The 23,910-nt window shown below is 33.5% G+C and carries 19 protein-coding genes, 3 tRNA genes and 2 rRNA genes; 3 read left to right on the top strand and 21 right to left on the bottom strand.

The window, feature by feature from the left end; all coding sequences use genetic code 11:
• Nucleotides 1-181 precede the first annotated feature (181 nt).
• From purF to znuA, 16 genes are all read right to left on the bottom strand, one after another.
• The gene (gene purF, locus ACKJXD_RS07100) at nucleotides 182-1,702 is read right to left on the bottom strand and encodes an amidophosphoribosyltransferase (protein WP_430875943.1); all 1,521 of its coding nucleotides are present in this window, start codon (nucleotides 1,700-1,702) and stop codon (nucleotides 182-184) included.
• An 18-nt stretch (nucleotides 1,703-1,720) separates the two neighbouring features.
• Nucleotides 1,721-2,206: a CvpA family protein gene (locus ACKJXD_RS07105; protein WP_363317421.1), complete on the bottom strand. Its 486-nt coding sequence runs from the start codon at nucleotides 2,204-2,206 to the stop codon at nucleotides 1,721-1,723.
• 124 nt (nucleotides 2,207-2,330) lie between these two features.
• On the bottom strand, nucleotides 2,331-2,921 hold the full coding sequence (locus tag ACKJXD_RS07110; protein ID WP_220216444.1) for an SPOR domain-containing protein: 591 nt from the start codon (nucleotides 2,919-2,921) through the stop codon (nucleotides 2,331-2,333).
• 12 nt (nucleotides 2,922-2,933) lie between these two features.
• Nucleotides 2,934-4,208: a bifunctional tetrahydrofolate synthase/dihydrofolate synthase gene (gene folC / locus ACKJXD_RS07115; protein WP_430875944.1), complete on the bottom strand. Its 1,275-nt coding sequence runs from the start codon at nucleotides 4,206-4,208 to the stop codon at nucleotides 2,934-2,936.
• A gap of 5 nt (nucleotides 4,209-4,213) precedes the next feature.
• The gene (accD, locus tag ACKJXD_RS07120) at nucleotides 4,214-5,116 is read right to left on the bottom strand and encodes an acetyl-CoA carboxylase, carboxyltransferase subunit beta (RefSeq protein WP_220216442.1); all 903 of its coding nucleotides are present in this window, start codon (nucleotides 5,114-5,116) and stop codon (nucleotides 4,214-4,216) included.
• Nucleotides 5,117-5,340: 224 nt separating this feature from the next.
• Nucleotides 5,341-6,228, bottom strand: coding sequence for a hypothetical protein (locus ACKJXD_RS07125; protein WP_430875945.1), 888 nt, complete (start codon nucleotides 6,226-6,228; stop codon nucleotides 5,341-5,343).
• 46 nt (nucleotides 6,229-6,274) lie between these two features.
• The gene (murJ, locus tag ACKJXD_RS07130) at nucleotides 6,275-7,813 is read right to left on the bottom strand and encodes a murein biosynthesis integral membrane protein MurJ (protein WP_430875946.1); all 1,539 of its coding nucleotides are present in this window, start codon (nucleotides 7,811-7,813) and stop codon (nucleotides 6,275-6,277) included.
• A gap of 210 nt (nucleotides 7,814-8,023) precedes the next feature.
• Nucleotides 8,024-10,141: a TonB-dependent receptor gene (locus ACKJXD_RS07135; RefSeq protein WP_430875947.1), complete on the bottom strand. Its 2,118-nt coding sequence runs from the start codon at nucleotides 10,139-10,141 to the stop codon at nucleotides 8,024-8,026.
• A gap of 409 nt (nucleotides 10,142-10,550) precedes the next feature.
• Nucleotides 10,551-10,626, bottom strand: a tRNA-Lys gene (locus tag ACKJXD_RS07140).
• Between the two features lie 134 nt (nucleotides 10,627-10,760).
• Nucleotides 10,761-11,492 (bottom strand): tol-pal system protein YbgF, encoded by a 732-nt coding sequence (ybgF, locus tag ACKJXD_RS07145; RefSeq protein WP_430875948.1) that lies wholly within the window; start codon nucleotides 11,490-11,492, stop codon nucleotides 10,761-10,763.
• A 61-nt stretch (nucleotides 11,493-11,553) separates the two neighbouring features.
• Nucleotides 11,554-12,030 carry a peptidoglycan-associated lipoprotein Pal gene (pal, locus tag ACKJXD_RS07150; RefSeq protein WP_220216438.1) on the bottom strand — a complete coding sequence of 159 codons (477 nt, stop codon included), beginning with the start codon at nucleotides 12,028-12,030 and terminating at the stop codon, nucleotides 11,554-11,556.
• A gap of 164 nt (nucleotides 12,031-12,194) precedes the next feature.
• Nucleotides 12,195-13,505 carry a Tol-Pal system beta propeller repeat protein TolB gene (gene tolB, locus ACKJXD_RS07155; protein ID WP_430875955.1) on the bottom strand — a complete coding sequence of 437 codons (1,311 nt, stop codon included), beginning with the start codon at nucleotides 13,503-13,505 and terminating at the stop codon, nucleotides 12,195-12,197.
• A gap of 336 nt (nucleotides 13,506-13,841) precedes the next feature.
• Entirely contained in the window at nucleotides 13,842-14,654 is an 813-nt protein-coding gene (gene mutM, locus ACKJXD_RS07160) for a bifunctional DNA-formamidopyrimidine glycosylase/DNA-(apurinic or apyrimidinic site) lyase (protein WP_220216437.1), read from the bottom strand.
• A gap of 10 nt (nucleotides 14,655-14,664) precedes the next feature.
• Nucleotides 14,665-17,001, bottom strand: coding sequence for a bifunctional glycosyl transferase/transpeptidase (gene mrcB / locus ACKJXD_RS07165; protein WP_430875949.1), 2,337 nt, complete (start codon nucleotides 16,999-17,001; stop codon nucleotides 14,665-14,667).
• A gap of 139 nt (nucleotides 17,002-17,140) precedes the next feature.
• The gene (gene mepM / locus ACKJXD_RS07170; protein WP_220216435.1) at nucleotides 17,141-18,457 is read right to left on the bottom strand and encodes a murein DD-endopeptidase MepM; all 1,317 of its coding nucleotides are present in this window, start codon (nucleotides 18,455-18,457) and stop codon (nucleotides 17,141-17,143) included.
• 31 nt (nucleotides 18,458-18,488) lie between these two features.
• Entirely contained in the window at nucleotides 18,489-19,439 is a 951-nt protein-coding gene (gene znuA, locus ACKJXD_RS07175; protein WP_430875950.1) for a zinc ABC transporter substrate-binding protein ZnuA, read from the bottom strand.
• 92 nt (nucleotides 19,440-19,531) lie between these two features.
• On the opposite strand from znuA, the gene znuC reads away from it, so the two are divergent.
• The 3 genes from znuC (at nucleotide 19,532) to ACKJXD_RS07190 (ending at nucleotide 22,746) form a co-directional block, all read left to right on the top strand.
• Nucleotides 19,532-20,302 (top strand): zinc ABC transporter ATP-binding protein ZnuC, encoded by a 771-nt coding sequence (gene znuC, locus ACKJXD_RS07180; RefSeq protein WP_430875951.1) that lies wholly within the window; start codon nucleotides 19,532-19,534, stop codon nucleotides 20,300-20,302.
• A gap of 1 nt (nucleotide 20,303) precedes the next feature.
• Nucleotides 20,304-21,122, top strand: coding sequence for a zinc ABC transporter permease subunit ZnuB (gene znuB, locus ACKJXD_RS07185; RefSeq protein WP_430875952.1), 819 nt, complete (start codon nucleotides 20,304-20,306; stop codon nucleotides 21,120-21,122).
• 100 nt (nucleotides 21,123-21,222) lie between these two features.
• Complete coding sequence (locus ACKJXD_RS07190; protein WP_430875953.1) at nucleotides 21,223-22,746, top strand: YifB family Mg chelatase-like AAA ATPase; 1,524 nt, start codon at nucleotides 21,223-21,225, stop codon at nucleotides 22,744-22,746.
• Between the two features lie 5 nt (nucleotides 22,747-22,751).
• Here ACKJXD_RS07190 and ACKJXD_RS07195 read toward each other — a convergent pair whose 3' ends face one another.
• From ACKJXD_RS07195 to ACKJXD_RS07215, 5 genes are all read right to left on the bottom strand, one after another.
• Nucleotides 22,752-23,090 (bottom strand): DUF413 domain-containing protein, encoded by a 339-nt coding sequence (locus ACKJXD_RS07195; RefSeq protein WP_220216430.1) that lies wholly within the window; start codon nucleotides 23,088-23,090, stop codon nucleotides 22,752-22,754.
• A 134-nt stretch (nucleotides 23,091-23,224) separates the two neighbouring features.
• Nucleotides 23,225-23,300, bottom strand: a tRNA-Trp gene (locus tag ACKJXD_RS07200).
• An 8-nt stretch (nucleotides 23,301-23,308) separates the two neighbouring features.
• Nucleotides 23,309-23,385, bottom strand: a tRNA-Asp gene (locus tag ACKJXD_RS07205).
• 43 nt (nucleotides 23,386-23,428) lie between these two features.
• Nucleotides 23,429-23,544, bottom strand: a 5S ribosomal RNA gene (rrf, locus tag ACKJXD_RS07210).
• Between the two features lie 153 nt (nucleotides 23,545-23,697).
• Nucleotides 23,698-23,910 (bottom strand): 23S ribosomal RNA (locus ACKJXD_RS07215); the annotation flags it as partial.

Below are 23,910 nucleotides of genomic sequence, written 5' to 3' on the forward strand. Positions count from 1 at the left end.
TAATTTTTTTTAACCGAAGAAAAAAATGCTTATTTTTTTATGTAAATGTTTTTTATGATTTTTTTATTTTTCCAATGAGCTAAATAAAACTCATTAGATTGATTTTAATTATTAAAAAGATAGGGATTTCTATATATTTTTTGATTTTTGATAAATTTGTCATTTTTACAATAATAAGCACTTATTGATCTTCATTATAAATTTCTAAATTTTCTGATTCTTTATTTATAAAAAGGCCAAGAGTATTACTATTTCTTTTTTGTTCGAGTAATGATAAATAATTATCATCTACATCTTCAGTAATATATTTACCATCAAAAACAGAACATTCAAAATGATGAATATCTGGGTTTTCTTCTCTAATTGAGTCAATCAAATCGGTAAGATCTTGAAAAATTAGCTTATCTGCTCCAATTTCTTTAGCTATTTCTTCAACCGTTCGGTTAAATGCAATGAGTTCACTTGCAACAGCCATATCGATACCGTACACATTTGGATGTCTAATTTCAGGAGCTGCCGAAGCTAAATAGACTTTCTTCGCACCTACTGAACGTACCATTTCTAAAATTTTTTCAGACGTTGTTCCACGAACAATTGAATCATCAACTAAAAGAACATTTTTACCTTCAAATTCTATACGATTTGCATTAAGTTTACGTCTTACAGAAAGTTTGCGAGTAGCTTGACCAGGCATAATGAATGTTCGACCAACATAGCGATTTTTTACAAATCCTTGTCGATAGGGTTTATTTAGGATTCGGGCAATTTCAAGTGCGGCATCACATGATGTTTCAGGGATTGGAATAACAACATCAATATCGACATCTTTCCATTCTCTCGCTATTTTATTACCTAATTTTTGTCCCATTAAAATACGCGATTGATAAACCGATACGCCATTCATTAATGAATCAGGTCTTGCGAAATAAACATATTCAAATATGCACGGATAATACTGAGGATTATCGGAACATTGCTGTGAATAAAATTGTCCATCTTGGGTAATGTAAATGGCCTCCCCCGGTGCGACATCTCGAACAAATTCAAAATCAAGCACATCTAATGCAACACTTTCTGAGGCAACCATGTATTCAATTTGTTGATTATCAAGAACTCGTCTACCTATTACTAAAGGACGAATACCATAAGGGTCACGGAATGCAACAAGCCCATGTCCTATAATCATAGCGACACAAGCATATGCGCCTTTAATTATTTTGTGTAAATTAGCGATGGCGTTAAAGATATTATCCGCCGTAAGCGGATAAGTTGGAAATTGGTCTAATTCACTGGCAAATATATTAAGAAGAACTTCTGAATCAGAGTTAGTATTAATATGTCGTCTTGCAAGTTCAAAAACTTTTTTACTTAATTCATCGGTGTTGGTTAGGTTGCCATTATGTGCAAGTGCGATACCATAAGGAGAATTTACATAAAATGGCTGTGCTTCAGAGGGACTTGAGCTACCTGCGGTAGGATAACGAACATGACCAATGCCTAATTTACCTTGTAAACGTTGCATATGATGTTCCTGAAAAACATCTTTAACTAAACCATTTGCTTTACGTAAACGAAAGCGATTCTGTTCATCTATAGTCACAATTCCTGCTGCATCTTGTCCTCGATGTTGTAATACGGTTAATGCATCATAAATTGATTGATTTACTGTACTACATCCTAAAATACCAACAACACCACACATATAATGATTACCTCAAAATTACTGCACTAAAAATGAAGACGATTGTTGTATAAATTCAAAAAACCAACGAATTATAAAATGGAAATGGGGGATAAGCTGTGATTCTTCCCAGTATTTCGATTGCGATAATGGTGTAAAGGTATCCACAAAAAACAGTATCGCAGCGACAACCAAAATGCCTCTTAATACGCCAAAACAGATACCCAATACGCGATCTGTTCCAGATAATCCTGTTTTTTGTACTAATTCACCAATAATATAAGATATGACTGCACAAACAAGTAAAGTAGCAATAAATAGAATTGCAATCGCAACGGAAGTACGTACTAATTCGCTATCGAAATAAGTAAGATACTCGGTAATATAAACATAAAATCGACTTGCAATAAAAAAAGCAAGTACCCAACTGATTAGCGATAATGCTTCACGCACAAATCCACGAATAATGCTGATTAATGCTGAAAAAATTATGACGCCAATAATCGTAAAATCAACCCAATTCATCATAATAACCTACAATTATATTTTTATAAGATGTTTAATTTGAAATAGCTTATTAATAAATTTTTATGTAAAACAATCAATTATAAAACTTTAATACTATTGGTTTATTTTTTAATTTTATCTATTAATTAGCCACAATTATACTTTTTTGTTTGGTTAAACTATTAAGATTATCGATTACTTGCTCAGCTTGCTCTCTTTTACCATATGGCCCTACTTGTAATTTGATTAATTGATTAGGTTCTGGATTTTTAGGAATTACTTTAACGTTGTAATTATTTAATCTTAACAAAGCCACTAGCTCTTCTATTTTCTTTTTATTTTTTAACGCCGCTATTTGAATCATATAAAGTTTAGATTCTTGTTCACTTACTTTAACATTATCGCTTGGTGTTGTTTCGTTAATATCATTTTGAGCAACATCAGGAGAAATTAAAGAATTTAAATCCTGCTCATTATCTGGTATATAAGGAATATCATCTACACCATAGGCACTATTAGCATGGTTGTCATCAGTTGTAGATTCGATCGATTGAAATTGTTGTTGAACAATATCGGGTTGCAAAATTGGGGAACTTGAAGTCTGATTATTTGATTTATCCGTTATAATCCATGGTGCAATCAGCGCTAGTATAAGCAATAATGTTGCAAAACCCACAAACCGATTCCTAATTTTATTTTGACTATTTGGAGTAGTGTTTTTATCTTTTGTCATGATTAATTTCACTTAATATTCATATTGTTCTAAAACATCCGCAACTGTATGAAATGAACCACATACTATGATAATATCATCTTCTTCTGCATCATGCATTGCTTTTTGATAAGCGGTTAAGACATCATCAAATGTAAAGATAATACCTTCCCCTTTATCTTCCAAATATCCTTTAAGCACTTCCGCTTGACATCCTCGTTCACCATAAAGTGAAGCACAATACCAAACATCAGCTTTTAATATTGATAAAGTACCTTGGATATCTTTATCTTTAAGCATACCAATCACAATTCGAATGTTACCCATCTTTGATCGTTGAGCTTTTAATTTATCAAGTTGTTTTACTAGATAAGTGGCAGCATGGGGATTATGAGCAACATCAACTATAACGAGTGGGTTTTGTTGAATAGTTTGAAATCTACCAACCAAACTTGATTGGATTAATCCCTTTGCAATTTCATCTTGAGTAATGTTTAAAGATGAGTAACTTAATGCAGCAACTGCAGTCGCTGCGTTAGCTAATGGTATATTATTCGCTATGGGTAAATTTTCGTAGTGTACCCTAGAAGACTGAAAAGACCATTTAACATTATCAATTTGATGATAAAACCAATCATGATTTACTGAGAAAATTGGACAATTAACAGATTTTGCAACCAATGGAATTGATGTTGGAACATTTTGCTCACCAACAATGGCAATACTTTTCGATTTAAAAATACCCGCTTTTTCCTGACCAATACTTTCACGAGTATGACCTAAATACTCTACGTGGTCTATGTCTATGGTGGTGATTATGGCGATATAGGCATCCACTATGTTGGTTGCATCTAGCCTTCCACCTAATCCTACTTCTAATATAACGACATCTAATTTTGCTTGTTTAAATTGATAAAGTGCAGCAAGTGTTGCATACTCAAAATAAGTTAGAGAAATATCACCTCGTACATTTTCAATTTCTACAAAAGCATTTACCGTTGCTTGTTCGGTTGATTCTTGGTTATTTATTCGAACTCGCTCAGTAAAACGTATCAAATGAGGTGAGCTATAAACACCAACTCTTAATTTTGCTGCCAATAGCATCATTTCAAGAGTTCGGCATGTTGTGCCTTTTCCATTGGTTCCAGCTACAGTAAAAATATAAGGTGCAGGCTGTAACAGATCTAAGCGTTGGGCAACGGTTTTTACTCGATCCAGACCTAGATCAATCGTTGTGGGGTGCAGTTTCTCTAAATAACAAAGCCATGCTTTTAAATCAGACATGGCATTAAGTTTTTCATTTTGCATAGAGATTACACAGTCTCATCGATAGTTACATTGTTAGTCATATCGTTAAAAGGATCGGGTATTCTCATTAATTTTGCTAACAAACTAGCAATTTTTGGTCTCATTTCTTTACGATGAATGATCATATCAATTGCGCCTTTTTCAAGTAAAAATTCACTTCGTTGGAATCCTTCCGGCAATGTTTCTCGAACGGTTTGTTGAATAACTCGCGGGCCGGCAAAACCAATCAGCGCTTTTGGCTCAGCAATGTTGATATCTCCAAGCATAGCTAAACTAGCAGAAACACCACCCATTGTCGGATCAGTCATGACAGAAATATAAGGTAACCCTTCATCCTGCATTTTTGCAAGGATTGCACTGGTTTTTGCCATTTGCATTAGCGAAAATAATGCTTCTTGCATCCTAGCTCCACCACTAGTTGAAAAACATATTAGTGGACATTTATCTGCAATGGCTTGTTCAGCTGCGCGTGTAAACAGCGCACCAACTACCGATGACATTGAACCACCAATAAATGCAAATTCAAAACAAGCGACGACGACAGGAATGCCAAACAAGGTTCCTTTCATCACAACCATAGCTTCTTTTTCACGAGTCTCTTTTTGAGCCGTGGTTAAACGATCCTTATATTTTTTAGTATCTTTAAATTTTAAAATATCTTTCGGTGCGAGATCTGAACCTAACTCAACATCTGAACCTTCATCTAAAAAGTGGTATAACCTTACGCGTGCAGGAATATGCATATGGTGATCACATTTCGGACATACCTCTAAATTGCGATCTAATTCAGCTTGATAAATAACTTGTTCACAGTTGCTACATTTGGTCCAAACTCCGCCTGGAATATTCGCTTTTTTATGATCAGATGATATATTATTTTTACTTAAAATCTTTTCAATCCAGCTCATTATGATTCTCTCATTGTGCTACACTTTAGAAAATATCGGGCTATTGTATAATACTTTGCGCTAATTCTTAATAGTTGTTTTAATTTTTATCTTATGCATTACCTATGATTGGAAAATATTTAACATTTTCAGATCTCAGTAAATATTAAATTTTAACGCTTGTTTTAATAACCATTTTAACCAAAATTGTTGAATATCTAAGTGGTTACATAATAAAAATAGTGTTAGGTTACTTTATTTAAAATTAAAGCAATTATTAACGGAAGTAATACTATTTGCATTAAACAAGTGATTGATAATAAATTCCCATATTCTATATTTTTGTATAGTAATGCGGTTGGTACTTTAAAAATAAAAATGAAGTTAACAATAATACAAATAAAAATTATTATACTGGGTTGAATGATACTTTTTATGAGCCTATCTGTTTGAATTCTATCAAATGATTGTTTAAAACAAGGTATAGTTAAACCAACTGCTATTAATATACCCGATATATATACAATATTTAAAATATTGTTAGAAATCTCCATGCTGAATAATTGAAATACATTCGTAATTAACAGATATCCTTTTATCAGGACAAAAGTTGTAAATATGGCAAACAAATTAAAGTGAATTTTAGTACTATTGGTCGCTGTAAAAGGAAATGACTGTTGATTTTTTATAAAGTATTTATTGGAAAAATTTAATAAATAGTAAAGTAATAAACTATATAATATTAAATAAAACATAACCGATATAATGATGATAAATATATTTTTTATTGGATATAAATCTCCAAAATCAAATAGTAAAGTTTTAGGAATAAAATAAGCCATTACTGAAAATAAGACCATTATAATTATCACCAATTCTACATTGGTTTTATTAATTATATGGACATTTAAACTGTGTAGAAATAATGACAAAATTCCAAATACAAATACTACATCTAAAATATGAGTTTTTAACAAATAATTAATGATATTAAAAGGAGAAAACTTTATTAGTTCCCAAAAGTATGCTAAATCGAAATAGATAATCATCGAAGAGATAGTTATTAAACAGCTAATAACAAAATAAATAAAACTGCCAATCAATGGCAATGTAAAAAAAGCGTTTTCTTTCATTAGATTTCCTTATCAATTTTAGTATTCATGTATAGATATTTATTTTTTAGTCAATTCGTTTTATAAAATGTTTAATTTTAAATCCCATTGCAATCAATGATGCAAAATAGACAATGATGCCAACCATTACCAATAATAATAAACGGCTAACTCGTATGAGCATTGAACCGGTCGACCAATCAGGTAATAATCTTGAACCAAACCATAGAACCAATGACATTAAAATAACGGCAATAATCACTTTAGTTAAAAAAAGATACCAACCAGATTGAGGTTGATAAAGTTTCTTTTTTCGTAATTGCCAAAACAATAGTCCAGCATTAAAACATGCAGCCAAACCAATGGATAACGACAGTCCAGCATGTTGTAATGGACCAATAAAAACCAAATTCATCAATTGCGTTAAAATTAAAGTAACAACAGCAATTTTAACAGGAGTTTTAATGTCTTGTCTGGAATAAAAAGCAGGTGCTAAAACTTTAATTAAAATAAGCCCCAATAACCCTATCGAATAAGCGATCAAAGCACGTTGTGTCATTAGCGTGTCATTTGACGTAAACTGCCCATATTCAAATAATGTTGAGATTAATGGGCGCGAAATTACACCTAACGCGACCGTACTCGGTAAAGCCAATAAAAAGCACAAACGTAATCCCCAATCAAGTAATTCCGAATATTGCTTATGATCACCATTTGAAAAGCTTTTGGCCAATGACGGTAATAAAATAGTACCCAATGCAACACCCAGTACGCCAGCTGGGAATTCCATTAATCGGTCAGCATAATACATCCAAGACACAGATCCTGAAATTAGAAAAGAAGCAAAAATTGTATTGATTATTAGTGAGATTTGACCAACTGAAACCCCTAAAATTGCTGGTCCCATTTGTTTCAGAACTCGCCATACACCACTATCTTTTAAATTAATACGAGGTAAAACTAACATCCCTATTTTTTTTAAAGTAGGCAGTTGGAAAAGCAATTGCAAAAATCCACCGACAACAACAGAAAAAGCTAATGCCAAAACAGGTGGATTGAAATATGGGGTTAAAAATAGTGTACAAACTATCATACTAATATTAAGCAACGTTGGCACAAATGCAGGGACAGAAAAGCGATTCCAAGTATTGAGTATTGCACCAACTAATGATGCCAGCGAAATAAAAAAGATATATGGAAAAGTTATCCGGAGCATTACAGTAGCAAGTTCAAATTTATCCACTGATTCTTGCATAAATCCTGGTGCGGTTAACATAATGATAAAAGGTGCGGTAATCACACCAATTAATGTAACAAGTGCTAATACCAATGTTAATAAACCTGCTACATAAGCAATAAATGTCTTCGTTGCCTCGGCACCTTGTTGATTTTTATATTCTGCTAAAATTGGCACAAACGCTTGAGAAAAAGCACCTTCAGCAAAAATTCGCCTAAGTAAATTGGGAAGTTTAAAAGCTACAAAAAAAGCATCAGTAGCCATTCCTGCTCCAAAAAAACGTGCAATAATTGCATCTCTAACAAAACCTAATACCCGAGATACCATTGTCATTGAGCTTACAGTGGCTAAAGATTTTAATAAATTCATAGATAAGATAAGTGCCAAAAAACAGTAATGGACATAGTCTACAAATTATTCACTTATTTCACCATGCTTTTTTATAAATAATAACATTTATGAATTGAAATATTGTTACTATCCAAACAATAAGCGGATTGAAATACTGATCAGACAAATATTATCATCAATTATTCAATTTAGGATGTTTATTTCATTCCGCTTTTATTTCTTCATTGATTATAATTTATAACTTGCAGTTAACAATACAGCTCTAGGCGTGCCAGGCATACTACTTGAACGCCAATATTCTTTACCAAATAAATTTGTTACAGCTAAAGTGATATCATAAGAGGAAGATTGATAACCAATTGCCGCATTCCATACTGTATATCCTGGGCGTTTAAATTGATTTTTATCATCGTTATACATAGCACCTTTATAATTTACTTCTAACTCGGTAAACCAATTATCATAAGGCAAATAACGAATATTTAAATAACCGCTATGCTTAGATGTATTCGGTAAATATTTGCCTTGATTAGCTGGCATTTTTTTATCTTTATGAACTTGAGCTTGCTGATAACCAATACCACTATTGATGTACCATTTTGGTGTTAATTTTCCAATAAGGCTTAATTCAATCCCTTGACTCCGGTCACTGCCTTTGACCTGCCAATTATAAGGATCGTTCACCGCATCAGGTTGATAACGAACGTTGTATAGTTCAAGATTATAAAGTGCAAGTTGAGAAGATAATTTATCATCTAACCAATCACTTTTTACGCCGACTTCATACTGCCTTGAATATTGGGGTTTATTATCGTAAACCGTTTTTGAATCCGTTGAAATGGTAATCAGTCCTCGTCCACCATAGGGTGCAAAATTTTTACTATAGGAAGCATAAAAACTTTGCGATTCGATAGGCTGCCAAATTAAACCGATTCGAGGACTTAACGAGTGACCATTATATGAACGGCTTTGGTGTTTGATTTTATCGTCTGATGCAAATTCATAATTATCATAGCGTAAACCCATCAACAATTTCCATTGCGTTGTAAAACTGATCAAATCTTGCAAATAAATTCCTTTTGAGGTGGCTTTATGATTAGTTTTAGTATTTAATTTAGTGTAATGCGCTTTCTTGGAATACCAATGTGGATGAAAGGGATCAACAACTTCTGGATAAGTACTCGTTAATGCTAATCTAGGCTGACGTTTTTCAATATTGTATTCAACACCAACCAACATATCATGTCCTATCCCTGCGGTATTAAATTTTCCCATTAAATCTATTGTATTGCTATATGTCTTGTTATTCGTTTCTTGCCAAGCTCGTCGGAATTGTAATTTACCGCGATAGTTACAAGTTTTCCCACTATTGGTTTTACCATTTAAATGGCAATAATCCCCACCATAAATATGATCAAAGTTTTGACTTGCTTGACGATAGAGGTTAGTTAATTTAATTGACCAGTCATAATTAAATTCAAACCCTATCACCGAACGTAGTGATTTAAAATTATCTTTTACATAATCATCTGGATGTACATAGGCAGTTTTAATTGAAACACCTTTTGGTAAATTATAGTAAGCAGGTCCTCGGTCTGGTTTACGCCATAAATGATCATCTGTATATTGAACTAACCAATTAAACCCCTCTAAATTATCATAAAATATACTTGGTGATACCATGGTATCTCTTTGTTTTATTCCTTTACGAAAACTTTTTTCTGATTGATGATCAACCGTCATTCGGATGGCTAGTTTTTCATTGACAACATGATTGATATCGACCATACCGCCATATTTATCCCAAGAACCACTACGTAAGCTTAAAACAGTAGGTGAATCAAAATTAGCTTGTTTACTAATCATGTTTATCATTCCCCCACCAGAACCTCGTCCATAGAGCACTGAAGCGGGACCTTTTAATATTTCCACGCGTTCAATATTGGCTGTACTTTGCCTAACTTGCCCACTTGCACGAACACCATCCCGATAAATATCGCCTGAACTTGCCGAAAAACCGCGTATTTTTATTCCTTCATCTCGCATGTCATAAGTACTATCGACTCCCGGCAATTTATTGACAATTACACTTAAATCATTTTGTCCATATACTTTTTCTTGTCCTATGTTAACTGAATTGATTGTTTGAGGAATATCTTTGATATCGAATGGCATTTTTGTGGCTGTTGATGACTTTTTTAGTCGCTGATCATTATCATCCTTAATATGAGCGACAACTTTCATCGTTTCAGTATGCGCATCATTATCATAATGCTCTTGAGCAACAGTATCTGTAGAGACTATACCCAACATGCCTATGATGGCTAATTGATTAACTACTTTCATTGTTTTCCTATCCTAATTTATTGTATTTGATTTGGTTAAAATAAAAACACCCAAAAAATATGATAATGATTATTATTTTCATTATCAACCTCTTTTATGAAACGGATAGTTCTGAAAACATCAACATAACTTTACAGAAACAGGAATTACCAATACATTGCTTTTAAAAGTCGTTGAAACAACAAGAATGGATTAAAAAATACTAGTAGGATATTAAGAAGAAGGAAAAATTTTCTTGAATAAGTAATCTTAAATTTGATTTAATTTCGTTGTTTATTCAGTTTTTACTATAAGATTTATTCTTACTGTTAAACACAATACATCTTAACAAATAAAAAATAAAAGTTATTTGTAATACACTTAAATTATATTTTAGATGACTATTAAGTAAGAATAAGAACTAGATGGTTGGTGGGTCGTGAGCGATTCGAACGCTCGACCAACGGATTAAAAGTCCGCTGCTCTACCGACTGAGCTAACGACCCATTTCGATACGATTACTGTACCGTTTTTAGTATGGGTACAAGCAATTTCGGGTTGCTATAATACTGGCAATTATTTGGTAATGCAACCCTTTTGTGAGTGTTTTTTTTTAAAAGCTGATTTTTCGTACGTTATACTAAAGATATGCTAATTTTTGGTTAGCAAGATTAACTGCATTTTTATTTTTAGAATATTTATTCAAAACTTGTTGAAAAACGGCTTTAGCATTTTTTTTATCGCCTTTTTCAAGCAATATTAATCCTACTTTATAAAGACTATCACCAGCTTTTGACGAATTAGGAAAATCCTTTACAACTGTTGCATAATAAGATGAAGCATAATCTTTATTACCTTGTTTGTAAAAAAGTTGCCCTAACCAATAATTTGCATTTGCCCGATAAATAGATTTTGGATAGGCTTCTAAAAAGCGTTGGAAAGCAATAACCAGTTCATTACTTTGTTTGGTGTCGCTGATAAACTGCATAATAAAATTATAATCGGTTTTATCATTACCTGTAGATGTCCAACCAGATAAATTTGATGTATTAGATTCTGTTTTTGGCATCGTTGATGTTGTTCCTTCTGAGGAACCATAATTGGTATTCAATGACAATCCGGAGGAACCAGTCCCCATTTGCTGTAGAATCATCTTTTGGCGTTCAATAACTTGATTAAGTTGATATTTAGTATCTTCTAATTGACCCCTAAGTGAATCTATATCAGATTGTAAATCATTAATTTTTTGTTGATTTTGTATTATCAATTGTGCTTGAGCTTGTACAGTTCTTTCCGATTCAGACCCGCCCGCTGCACAACCATAACCTGCAAATAAAAGAAATATTGATAATGTGATTATTTTTTTATGCATATAATTAAACTCGATGTAAATTAAAAAAAACGGCTGGATATCCAGCCGTTATGAAATACAATTAATATACAACGACAGCACGACGATTTTTAGCGTAAGCGGCTTCATCGTGACCGAGTACTGCTGGTCGCTCTTTACCTAATGATTTGATAGTCATTTGAGTAGCTGATACACCATTTGCTTGTAAATACGATTCAACTGCGCTTGCACGACGTTCACCTAAAGCAATATTGTATTCTGGTGTTCCACGCTCATCCGCATGTCCTTCAATAACTACTTTTATAAAAGTATGTGAACGTAAGAATCCTGCATGAACATTCAACATTGAAGCATATTCAGATTTCACATTATATTTATCAAAATCAAAATAGACCGTATTCATTTCTTGTTGTTGTAGTCTTTGAAGTAAAGCACGATCTTCACTTGATAACGTATCATATGAATTACCACTTGTAGTTGAACTAGTTGAGGTACAAGCTGTTACAGCAACCAGTGGCAAAGCAACCGCAGCTACTTTAAGAAATTTTGAGAATTGCATTATTTTAACTCCTGTTGTTTAAATAAGTTTTCACTTATATAGTTCGTTTATCTAACTAATATTAAACTATTATTTAAAATTAGTTAGCAATTAAAATGGCCTTATTATATATGCCGATAACTTTAGTTTAAAGTTATTATTTATTAAATGTTATTTGTAATATTTTATAAATAAGGCGACCAAGATGGAAATTTAACTTGCCCATCTGTCACTGGTAACTCGGCTTTAAAAAAACCATCCGTTGAAACTAAATTCAAAATCGTTCCATATCCTTTCGTGGAGCTATAAATAATCATCGTCCCATTTGGAGCAATACTTGGTGTTTCATCTAAAAAAGTATCGGTTAATCGTTGATAACTCTTTGTTGCTATATCATATTTTGTTATATGTTGCTCACCATTATTTGTCGAAATCATGGCGATAAAAGAACCATCTGGCGAAACACGAGCATTTTGATTCTGGGTATTGTCCCAAGTCAATCTTTGTGTTGTACCATCACTAATATTAATGCTATATAGTTGTGGTCGACCTGCTTGATCTGAGGTATAAACAATAGTTTTGCTATCAGGCATCCATGATGGTTCAGTGTCATTACTACGACCCGATGTAATCTTTGTCATTTTTTTAGTGGACAAATCCATCACATATAAATTTAAATTACCATCTTTTGATAATGCAAATGCCAATTTAGTTCCATCTGGAGAAAAGGCAGGAGCTCCATTGTGACGAGGGAAAGATGCCACAGTTTCAATAGCACCACTATCAAGTGTTTTTATAACTATTGCAGAATTTCCACTTTCAAAAGTTACAAAAGCTAATTTTTTACCATCTGGTGACCAAGTTGGAGACATCAATGGAGCCTTTGAACGATGAACAGTGATCTGGTCATAACCATCATAATCTGACACTCTTAGCTCATGAGTATATGAACCTCTGTTCATTTTTACTACATACGCAATTCGTGTTCTAAATGCACCTTTAATCCCCGTGAGCGATTCAAAAATTTCATCACTCGCTGAATGTGCAGCGTAACGAACCCAACGTTTGTTAATAGAAAATTGGTTTTGAGATAAGACTGCACCAGGCTTATCAACAGTATCAACTAATTGATAAGTAATAAGGTATTTTCCTGAAGCATCGGGTTGAATCGAACCGACTACAATCGCAGAAATACCAAGATTTTTCCATACAGTCGGATCAACCTCTGATGCTGTTGTCGGTTTTTGGGGCATACTATCGATACTAATGGGATTAAATTTACCACTATTTCGTAGATCTGATGCAATGATATTTTCAATTATTTGTGGTGGTTGACCGGAGCCTGTCCATTTGAATGGAGAGACAGCAATCGGTTTAGCTGTACTAATACCTTCAGTGATATTAATTTGTATCCCCGTGCTATCTGCCCAACAATGACTTGTTAAGGCCCACATAAAGATTAAACTTGTCATCAAAAAGCGAAAAGCGAATTTGATCATTTTAAATTCCTTAATATATACATAATTAACTACATTAAATTAAATGTAATTTTGTAGTTAGCTCAAAGTAAAAGATTTTTATAAAATTAGATCGTTAACAATTAATTATGCCAATTTTTAAATAATAAAAAAATGCCAAATACTTTTACATCAAGAAAGATAGCTGATATTAGGTTACAAGTCCATAGCCTTGGGATAAAAAGATGTTGTACTATATTACAACATTGTCCTAATTGAATATTTTATATACTTACCTTATCCAATTAAGTTGAACACATTGAAAAAAATTATAAATTCACATTTAATGAAATCTTTGAAGAAATAACTAATTGACTATTTTTGACAATTTTCACAGAAAAAAGTATTTCTTTGACCTATTCTTTGTGATGTTATTTTAGCCTGACATGTATAACACTCTTGTCCTTCCCGAGCATATACTTGCAATTTTTGTGCAAAATAACCGGGTTTTCCATTTGATTGAAGAAAGTCTTTTAGTGTCGTTCCACCTTGTTTAATCGATTTAGTCAGAACTTGCTTGATGGCTATAACTAATCTTTCAAACTCGGCTAATTGTAAGGTATTAACTTTTCGATTGGGATTGATTTTAGCCATATGCAATGATTCAGATGCATAGATATTTCCAACACCAACAACAATATGATTATCCATAATCCAACTTTTGATCGGTATATGTCGATTTTTAGCTTTTGTTAATAGATACTCAGCAGAAAACTCATCACTTAAAGGCTCTGGCCCCAAATGTCTTAGTTGAGAGACTTCTTCAAGTGAATTTGCCCAAAGCCATGAACCAAAGCGCCTTGGATCAGTATAACGCAATACAACACCATTTTCTAAAACCAAATCGATATGATCATGTTTTGTTACTTCCTGTTGTTCATCAAGTAAAATACGCAAACTACCAGACATTCCCAAGTGAATGATAATCCAATTATGTGCTAGCTGTATCAGCAAATATTTTGCACGTCTTTTGACATCCAAAATGACTTCTCCATGAGAACGATGAATGAGTTCATCAACAGGCCAACGTAATTTTGGTTGCCTAACCACTATTTGCTTTATAGTTTGCCCTTTTAAGTAAGGCAAAATACCTAGGCGACTTGTCTCAACTTCTGGTAATTCAGGCATTTTATCTCACCTAATTATTTAACATTTCTGTGACCCAAGTTGGTACTTGCTGACTTGGTGCCGACTGATTATTGTTAACACATAAACTTTGAGGATTATCTGTCCAAACTGGTAACATTCGTCTGCCACTATTACTATCACATTGCCACTGACCATTGTCATCAATTGACATCATACGAATATTTTGAGGTGTTGGTAACAACAATCTTTTAGGAGGATTATTTTGTAAGTATTCACTATAAATTTTTAATGCTCCTGTGGCCCCCGTTAATTTCATTGGAGAGTGATCATCTAAACCAATCCAAATAACAGCAACATTTTTACCATCAATACCCGTAAACCAACTGTCACGAGAATCATTACTTGTTCCTGTTTTAGCTGCCAACTTAAACGCCCCATATTTTCCTTTTAAAGAGCGAGATGTTCCCGACTCAACAACTTGTTGCATAGCATAAGTGGTTAAATAGGCTGATTGTTTTGAAACTGCTTGAATTTGTTGAGGATAGTTTTGATAAACTAATTCTCCTTTATCAGTCAATACATATCTTAAAATGGTTAATGGTGAACGTTGACCATTATTAGCTATTGTTTGGAACATTTGCGCAGTTTCTAAAGGCGTTAATTCCAAAGCACCTAACAATCTTGAAGGTAGATTCGTAATACGATCACCTGGCACACCCAATGCTTGTAAGGTATTTTTCGTAGCATCAAGACCAAGAGCCATACCTAAGTTAACTGTTGGTACATTTAAAGAAAGTGCTAAAGCATCCACTAACATGACACGATCACGAAACTTACGATCATAATTTTTCGGTTGCCAGTACGAACCATTATCAAGTTTTATTGAAAGCGGTGAATCATCTAACCATGTATTTAATTGAAAACGATCAGGTTGACCTAAAGCAGTTAAGTAAGTTGATGGTTTAGCTAGTGAACCTATTGCTCTGCGGGTTAACCATGCACGATTATATCCTGGATATCGAGGTTCTGCACTACCAATAATTGCACGAATTTCGCCTGTTTCTCGACTAACAATAACCATGGCTGTTTGTAAATCTTTATTAGTTGATTTACGTAATTTTTCAATTTCATTCGTTACAGATTGTTCTGCTGCTGCTTGGGCAACAGGATCAAAAGTGGTAAAAATCTTCATACCTGAAAGGTGATCTGCTTTATCACCTAATTGCTTTCTTAGTTCACTGCGAACAACTTGCATAAAAGCGGGTTGTGGCGAAATAACACCACCTTTCGGTAAAACAGATAGTGGACGCTGACTTAATAAATTATATAACTCATCATCAATAATGCCCTGTTGCTCGGTAAGTTTTAAAACAACATTCCGGCGATCTAACACTTGTTTTGGTTGCGTCCAAGGGTTATATAGAGAAGCACCTTTTACCATTCCTACTAATACCGCTTGCTGATCGAGCGTTAATTCATTAACTGGACGACCAAAATAATAAAGACTAGCAAGAGGAAAACCATGGATTTCTTCACTTCCGGCTTGCCCAAAATAGACTTCATTTAAATACAACTCTAAAATACGTTCTTTGCTATAACGAGCATCAAGAATGATTGCCATATAGGCTTCTCGTATTTTACGACTTAAACTACGTTCATTAGTTAAGAATAAGTTTTTAACGGTTTGTTGGGTTAACGTACTTCCACCTTCAGTGCGACCAGTGGTAAGGTTGACATAAATTGCTCGACCAATGGAATATAAGCTGACGCCATGATGATCATAGAAACGTTTATCTTCTGTGGCAACTAAAGTTTTGATAAGTGAATCAGGAAATGATTTAAGAGGTACAAACAAGCGTTGTTCTCCATTAGGAGAATGCATCATGGTGATTAATTTGGGATCGATCTTAAGTAATCCAAAATCACGTCCTGTTTCTAAATTAGTAATACGATCAATTCGATTATCATAAAATGTAATTTTTACACGGAAAGCTTTTTCTTCTCCGTCAGGAAATGTAAAAGGACGACGGTATATTTCAATCGCATCGTTACTAACAATAAATTCACCAGGACGTGTAGCTTTCGTATCCTGTTGACGATATTGTGCACCATTTAACATAGTCACCACATCACTTAAACTGTATTCGCTATCAGGTTCAAGATCGATAATTTGACCATAAACAGCTGCTGGTAATTCCCATACATTACCATCTATTCGTTCTTTGATTTGCTGATCAAGATATATACCATAAATTACAGCCACAGCCACAAAAACAAGAAACAGTTTAAATAGTAATGATAAAAATCGACGCCAAAGTGAGCGTTTTTTATTTTTCTTAACTTTTTTAGAGGATTTTTTTCGGGTAGATTTAGTTGACGTATTCAAAGCTCACCTAAGATTTAGTACAAATATTATTTTGGTATAATAACACAAATCTTTAAACTTTTAATTGTCTTCTTTATAGTCTATTTTTTCAAAAAAATAGACTTTTCGTTAGTCATGATTAGTCAAAAAATAAGAATTATTAAAATTCTAATCGTGGCTTAATATTTTTCACTTTTTCAATAAACGCATTTTTTGATTTTCCGGTTAAACCTTCATTAATTGGTAAACTAGCTGTTAACGGATTAACTGGTTTATTGTTAATGTGTAATTCGAAATGCAAATGAGGGCCCGTTGAGCGACCAGTATTACCAGACAATCCAATCTTGTCACCTTGTTTTACTTGTTGACCCGGTTTAACTAAAATTTTATCAAGATGCATATAAGTAGTCATATACTGACGCCCATGTCTTATCGCAATATAGTTACCTGCAGAACCACTATATTTAGCAATAACAACCTCACCATTACCAACTGACAATACAGGTGTACCACGTGATACTGCGAAATCAACACCATTGTGAGGCGCTATTTTCCCAGTAACAGGATGCAAACGTCTTGGGTTAAATTGTGAAGATACTCGAGCTTTATTAGCCAAAGGATAACGGAAAAAACTTTGAGATAAACTTCCACCATCTATATCATAATATTTACCATCATCCGCTAAAAAAGCGTAATATTCTCTAGCGCCATTTTTAAATCGAATTGCTAGTAGTTGGCTAGTGGATAAACGTTCGCCGTGCATTTCTCGAGATAATACAACTGAGAATTTATCTCCAATTTGAAGCCGTTTAAAATCTAATCGCCATTGTAATGCTCGCATTATTAGCGCTATTTCACTACTAGTTAACCCCGCACTTCGCGCATCAGCTATAAAACTTGTTTTGATTTCGCCTTTTAGTATTACATTTTTTATAACGCCTTCTACTACCTCGGAGTTTTCAACAAATTTATCTCCAGACTTTTCATAGATTCGAATATTATTACTGGAAATCGTCCAATTTAAATTAAGTAGATTATGATCATCATCTGTCGTCCAACTAATTTGCTGACCTATTCTTAAATTAGCTAGTTGCTTAAATTCAGATGTTAATTGATAGACGTCTTTTCGGTTAACATTATATCGTAATAAAATTTGATGTAAGGTATCACCACGAACTATAGTGTATTGGACGGTATTACCTTTCTCATCAATTATCTCATCTAAATCATCTGGATTAATTTTATCTTCAGGTTCATCTAAAGATTCATCGACAGTCATATCATCAGGCAAAGAAGGCTTATTAACGACAGTCGTTTCAACTTGAGGATTCAACGGAATATAGTCGGCACGATTGAATTTGGGAGTTTGCCACAACATAATAATTATGATAATAAAAAACAGGGCGCCTAATATTGAAAAATAGGGTGTTTTAGTCTGTTTTTTTTCAATATGAGGAAATTTAATCTTTCGTGCCAAAATTAACCCTAATCTTCTATTATCAAAACTATTAATTACCTAAACAAGCCAACAGTTGTTGCGTTAAGTTCAATAAAAATTGTGAATAAGCATCTTTAGAAGGCTGTATGTTCGAGCCTAAAGGATCTAATACTCCAATTCGAACGTCTGTGCCATCCACCAATTTTTCAATAACAGCTGGACTAAACTGTGGCTCTATAAATACACACACAGCTTTATTTTCTTTCAGTTTTTGCTTTATAGCATAGACTGTCTGAACACCTGGCTGTATTGCTGGATTTATAGTAAAGCTACCTAGATTTTTCAATTTAAATTGTGATTCAAAATACCCATAGGCATCATGAAATACAAAATACCCGCTATTTTGGACGTTTATTAGCTTTTTTGCAATGTTTTGTTCTGTTTCAGATAATTTTATAGTGAATTCGTTTAGATTTTCATCAATTTTGTTTTTTTTGTCAGGATAAAGAGTAATTAATTTATCGTGGATCGATTGAGCAATAATTTTGGCTATTTTAGGAGAAAGCCAAATATGTTCGTCATATTCACCATGATGCTCATGATCTAAATGATGATGCGCTTCTCCCTCGTGAAAATGTTCATCATGATTAGTTCGAAGCAAAGACTTAATTTCAGGAATATCCATTAATTCAATTTGCTTTTGTTTATCGATATTTTTCAATAAGGTTGGCATAAAAGTTTCCATATCTTCACCAACCCAAATAACTAACTCAGCTGACTTAATATTCTTTAAATCAGAAGGTTTTAAGGAATAAGTATGAGGAGAAGCACCTTCCGGTAAAAGAATTTCTGCATCAGTTATGCCTGATGTAATAGCTTGAGCAATAAAACCTATCGGTTTAACCGACGATATAACAGTAGCATTAGCATAATTATTTACGCTTTGTATTATTAATAATGGGATTAAGATTATCAAATACTGTATAAACAGATTAAAATTCCTTACGATGTAATTTTTCACGTTATTATCCAATGCTATAATTTATGATAGAATAAAATTTAATATTGTTATAATATAACATAACATTTAGGTGAGCAAGGGCTACCCGTTACATGACTCAATTAATTTCACTTGAAAATGTCTCTGTTGATATCAATCATCAAAAAATATTAGATGATATTTCATTATCTGTTAATCTAAATCAGATTATTACATTACTTGGTCCTAATGGTGCAGGCAAATCAACTTTAGTAAAAGTCATATTGGGGCTTCTACCTTACTCATCTGGAAAGATTTACCGTTTACCAAATTTAACTATCGGTTATGTTCCTCAGTCCATAAATTTAAACCCTACTCTACCGATCACTGTTAAACGTTTTATGCACTTAAATAAACAGTTAAAAAGTGACGATATTTTACAAACATTATCACTTGTTAAAGCAGAATACTTATTTGATAAATCAATGCATCAATTGTCTGGTGGCGAGTTACAACGTGTTTTACTCGCACAAGCTTTAGCTAAACAGCCCCAATTACTTATTCTTGATGAACCGACACAAGGTGTAGATGTAAATGGTCAAATCCTTCTCTATGATTTAATTGCAAATGCTAAAAAACAATTTAATTGTGGAGTATTAATGGTCTCTCATGATCTTCATTTAGTCATGGCTAAAACAGATGAAGTTATTTGTCTAAATCATCACATATGTTGTTCAGGTACACCTGCCACTGTGTCAAATGATCCAGAGTTTATTTCACTTTTTGGTCAATATGGTGCATCACAGATTGCTGTATACAAACATCATCACAACCATCAACATGATTTATGCAAAAAAACAATAGATCATCATCATAAGTTATCAAATATAAAAAAGGATCATTAAAATGGTTGAATTATTATTACCTTCTTTGTTAGCAGGATTGTGCTTAACAACTGTGACAGGTCCTTTAGGAACATTTGTTGTTTGGCGCAGAATGTCTTATTTTGGTGATACCCTATCTCATGCTGCTTTACTTGGTATTGCTTTTGGCTTTTTACTCAATATCAACCTATTTTATGCGGTAATTTTTGTGACATTGATTTTAGCATTAGGTTTAATTTGGCTTGAATCACAAAAACAACTTCCTGTTGATACATTACTGGGTATTCTTGCACATAGTGCATTATCTTTAGGTTTAGTTGTAATCAGTTTAATAGGAAATATACGAATTGATCTGATGGGATATTTATTTGGCGATCTGTTATCAATAACTTATGCTGACATATTTCAAATTTTGATTTGTGTAATATTCATCGGTATTTTATTAATTTGGCGTTGGAACGATTTTCTTTATATCACTGTTAATGAAGAATTAGCTTTTATTCAGGGTATTAATATCCGATTAACTAAATTAATTTTAACCTTATTATTGGCTTTTACTATCGGTATTGCCATGAAATTTGTAGGAGCACTTATCATTACCTCTTTATTGATTATTCCTGCTGCAACAGCTAAATACTTTTCGAAAACTCCAGAGAAAATGGCTTTAATTTCTATCATTATTGGAATCGTAGCCGTTATAAGTGGCTTGTTTTTTTCTTTTATTTACAATACACCAACAAGTCCATCAGTTGTATTATGTAATGCCTGTCTATTTTTTATATGTTTATTGACTTCAAAGTTATTTTTAACAATAAAAAATAAGTATCTAGAAAAAAAATAACATTAATTGTGCACTATATCACAATAATTTGAAGTTAAAATCTCTAGCAAATTAATTGTATTAACATAATAAATTATTAAAAACATTTATAATTCAATTTATGTCACTTGCAATTATTTATACTCGAGCATCCATTGGTATACAAGCACCACTGATTAATGTTGAAGTTCATATTAGTAATGGATTACCAGGTTTTGTATTAGTTGGTCTTCCAGAGGCAACGGTTAAAGAAGCGAAAGATCGTGTACGTAGTGCCATTATTAATAGTGGTTTTTCGTTTCCTGCTAAAAAGATAACGGTTAATCTGTCACCGGCAGATCTTCCCAAAGAAGGAAGCCGTTTTGACCTACCTATTGCCATCGCTATTTTGGCTGCAACAGAACAAATTCCGACTTTAAATTTGTCACATTATGAGTTTTTAGGTGAACTAGCGCTTTCTGGTGACATCCGAGGTGTAAAAGGAGCTATTCCTGCAGCTATCTCATCACAAAAAAGTGAGCGCACGCTTATTATTTCTACTGAAAATCAATCAGAAATTTCATTAATTCATCATAATGATACATTGATTACCAGTAATTTATTAGAGTTATGTCGATATTTACATAATGAGATAAATTTATCTAAGGTCGAATACTGCGAAAATGATAATATTGAAAATCAACTAATTGATTTACAAGATGTGATAGGACAAGAACATGCAAAAAGAGCTTTAGAAATTGCAGCAGCTGGAGGACATAATCTGTTATTAATTGGACCTCCTGGTACAGGAAAAACTATGTTAGCCACCCGTTTAACATCTTTACTTCCTCCCCTTTCAGATGACGAAGCACTTGAAAGTGCAGCTATAGCTAGCTTAGTCAGCCAGAATGGCTCAATTAAGAATTGGCGTAAACGACCGTTTAGATCACCACATCATAGTGCATCCACTGCAGCACTTGTGGGTGGTGGAACCATTCCTAAACCTGGAGAAATCTCATTGGCACATAATGGGGTTTTATTTTTAGATGAATTACCCGAATTTAATCGGAAAGTTTTAGATGCATTAAGAGAGCCAATTGAATCAGGTGAGATTATTATTTCAAGAGCGAATGCTAAAATACGATTCCCTGCCAAATTTCAACTTATTGCCGCTATGAATCCTAGTCCTACCGGTCACTATCAAGGTACACACAATAGAACGACACCCCAACAAGTGATTCGCTATCTCAATAGACTTTCAGGTCCTTTTCTCGATAGATTTGATATCTCTATTGAAGTCCCTTTGTTACCTAAAGGTTCTTTGAGTCAAAAAAAGGATACGACTGAATCAACTGAAAGTATCAAGCAAAGAGTTTTAAAAGCTAGAATGATTCAAATTCAGAGAAATAAAAAATTAAATAGCCAATTAACAGCAAACGAAATTTCTTTGTTTTGTCAATTATCAAAAGAAAATAATGAATATTTGGAACAAGCTTTAATTAAATTGGGACTTTCAGCCAGAGCTTGGCATCGGATATTAAAAGTTTCACGAACAATTGCTGATTTGGATTTTTCAAACAACATAGAACGAAAACATATTTCGGAGGCTTTAAGTTATCGTTCTATGGATAGATTACTAATTCAGTTACACAAAAATATTGGCTGAAAGAATTAGTCATCATTATCGACAAAGTCATCATTTACATCAATTTGAGGTTTTCCACCTGATAATGTATGAAAACGCTTTGGTTTATTGATACGAGCAAGGTACTTAAGCCATACTTTTTCAAAATCAGTAGAAGGCTCTTTTTTTCCTTTACAAACTGCAACAAATGATTTTTCTTCTGTTGTTGTCGGTTTTTTTACTTCTGTATCAAGATCTTTGAAGGCACATCCGTATTTTTCTAAAATTTGAGCTTCTTTGATAGTAAAATCCCCATGGCGTGAGAATCCTCTTGGATAGTTTTTATTATCAAAAAATCGTTGTTGACTTACAAAACTTTCAGCCATTTTTTTTCCTCTGGTTGTAAAAGTAGTTGGGCGGAAATTATAATTAACTAAGTAAATCTGTAAATAATTTTTTCTTATTTATATAGATAAAAATAATCAAACGACTAAAATTAAGACAAATTTATGATTTTTTGTGGCAGGGGCGGAGAGTCTCGAACTCCCAACACCCGGTTTTGGAGACCGGTGCTCTACCAATTGAACTACGCCCCTAAATAAGGTGGCGGAACGGACGGGGCTCGAACCCGCGACCCCCTGCGTGACAGGCAGGTATTCTAACCAACTGAACTACCGCTCCACCGTATTTGGTATGTTAATATCACTACAACTTAAAATTAAAAGTCTGGCGGCACCCTACTCTCACATGGGTAATACCCACACTACCATCGGCACTACGGCGTTTCACTTCTGAGTTCGGCATGGGGTCAGGTGGGACCACCGCGCTATTACCGCCAGACATATCCTGTCTTCTCTTTCTCTATTGATGTACATTATCTCATCTTTACATCAATTCCTCAATCCGGAACAAACTGTTTCTACAATATTCAATCACCTTCCGATGATTTTCTCTTCTCTCTATTCGCGTAATCCCAAAACAACTCCGAGTTGTAAGGTTAAGACTCTCGGTTCATTAGTATCAGTTAGCTCAATGTATCACTACACTTACACACCTGACCTATCTACGTCTTAGTCTCAAACGGACCTTACTGATTCTCATCAGGGAAAACTCATCTCGAGGCTAGTTTCGTACTTAGATGCTTTCAGCACTTATCTATTCCGCACGTAGCTACCGGGCAATGCAATTGGCATCACAACCCGAACA

Origin of the sequence: Gilliamella sp. G0441 (assembly GCF_050589305.1) — a bacterium.
In the GTDB taxonomy this organism is placed as follows: domain Bacteria; phylum Pseudomonadota; class Gammaproteobacteria; order Enterobacterales; family Orbaceae; genus Gilliamella.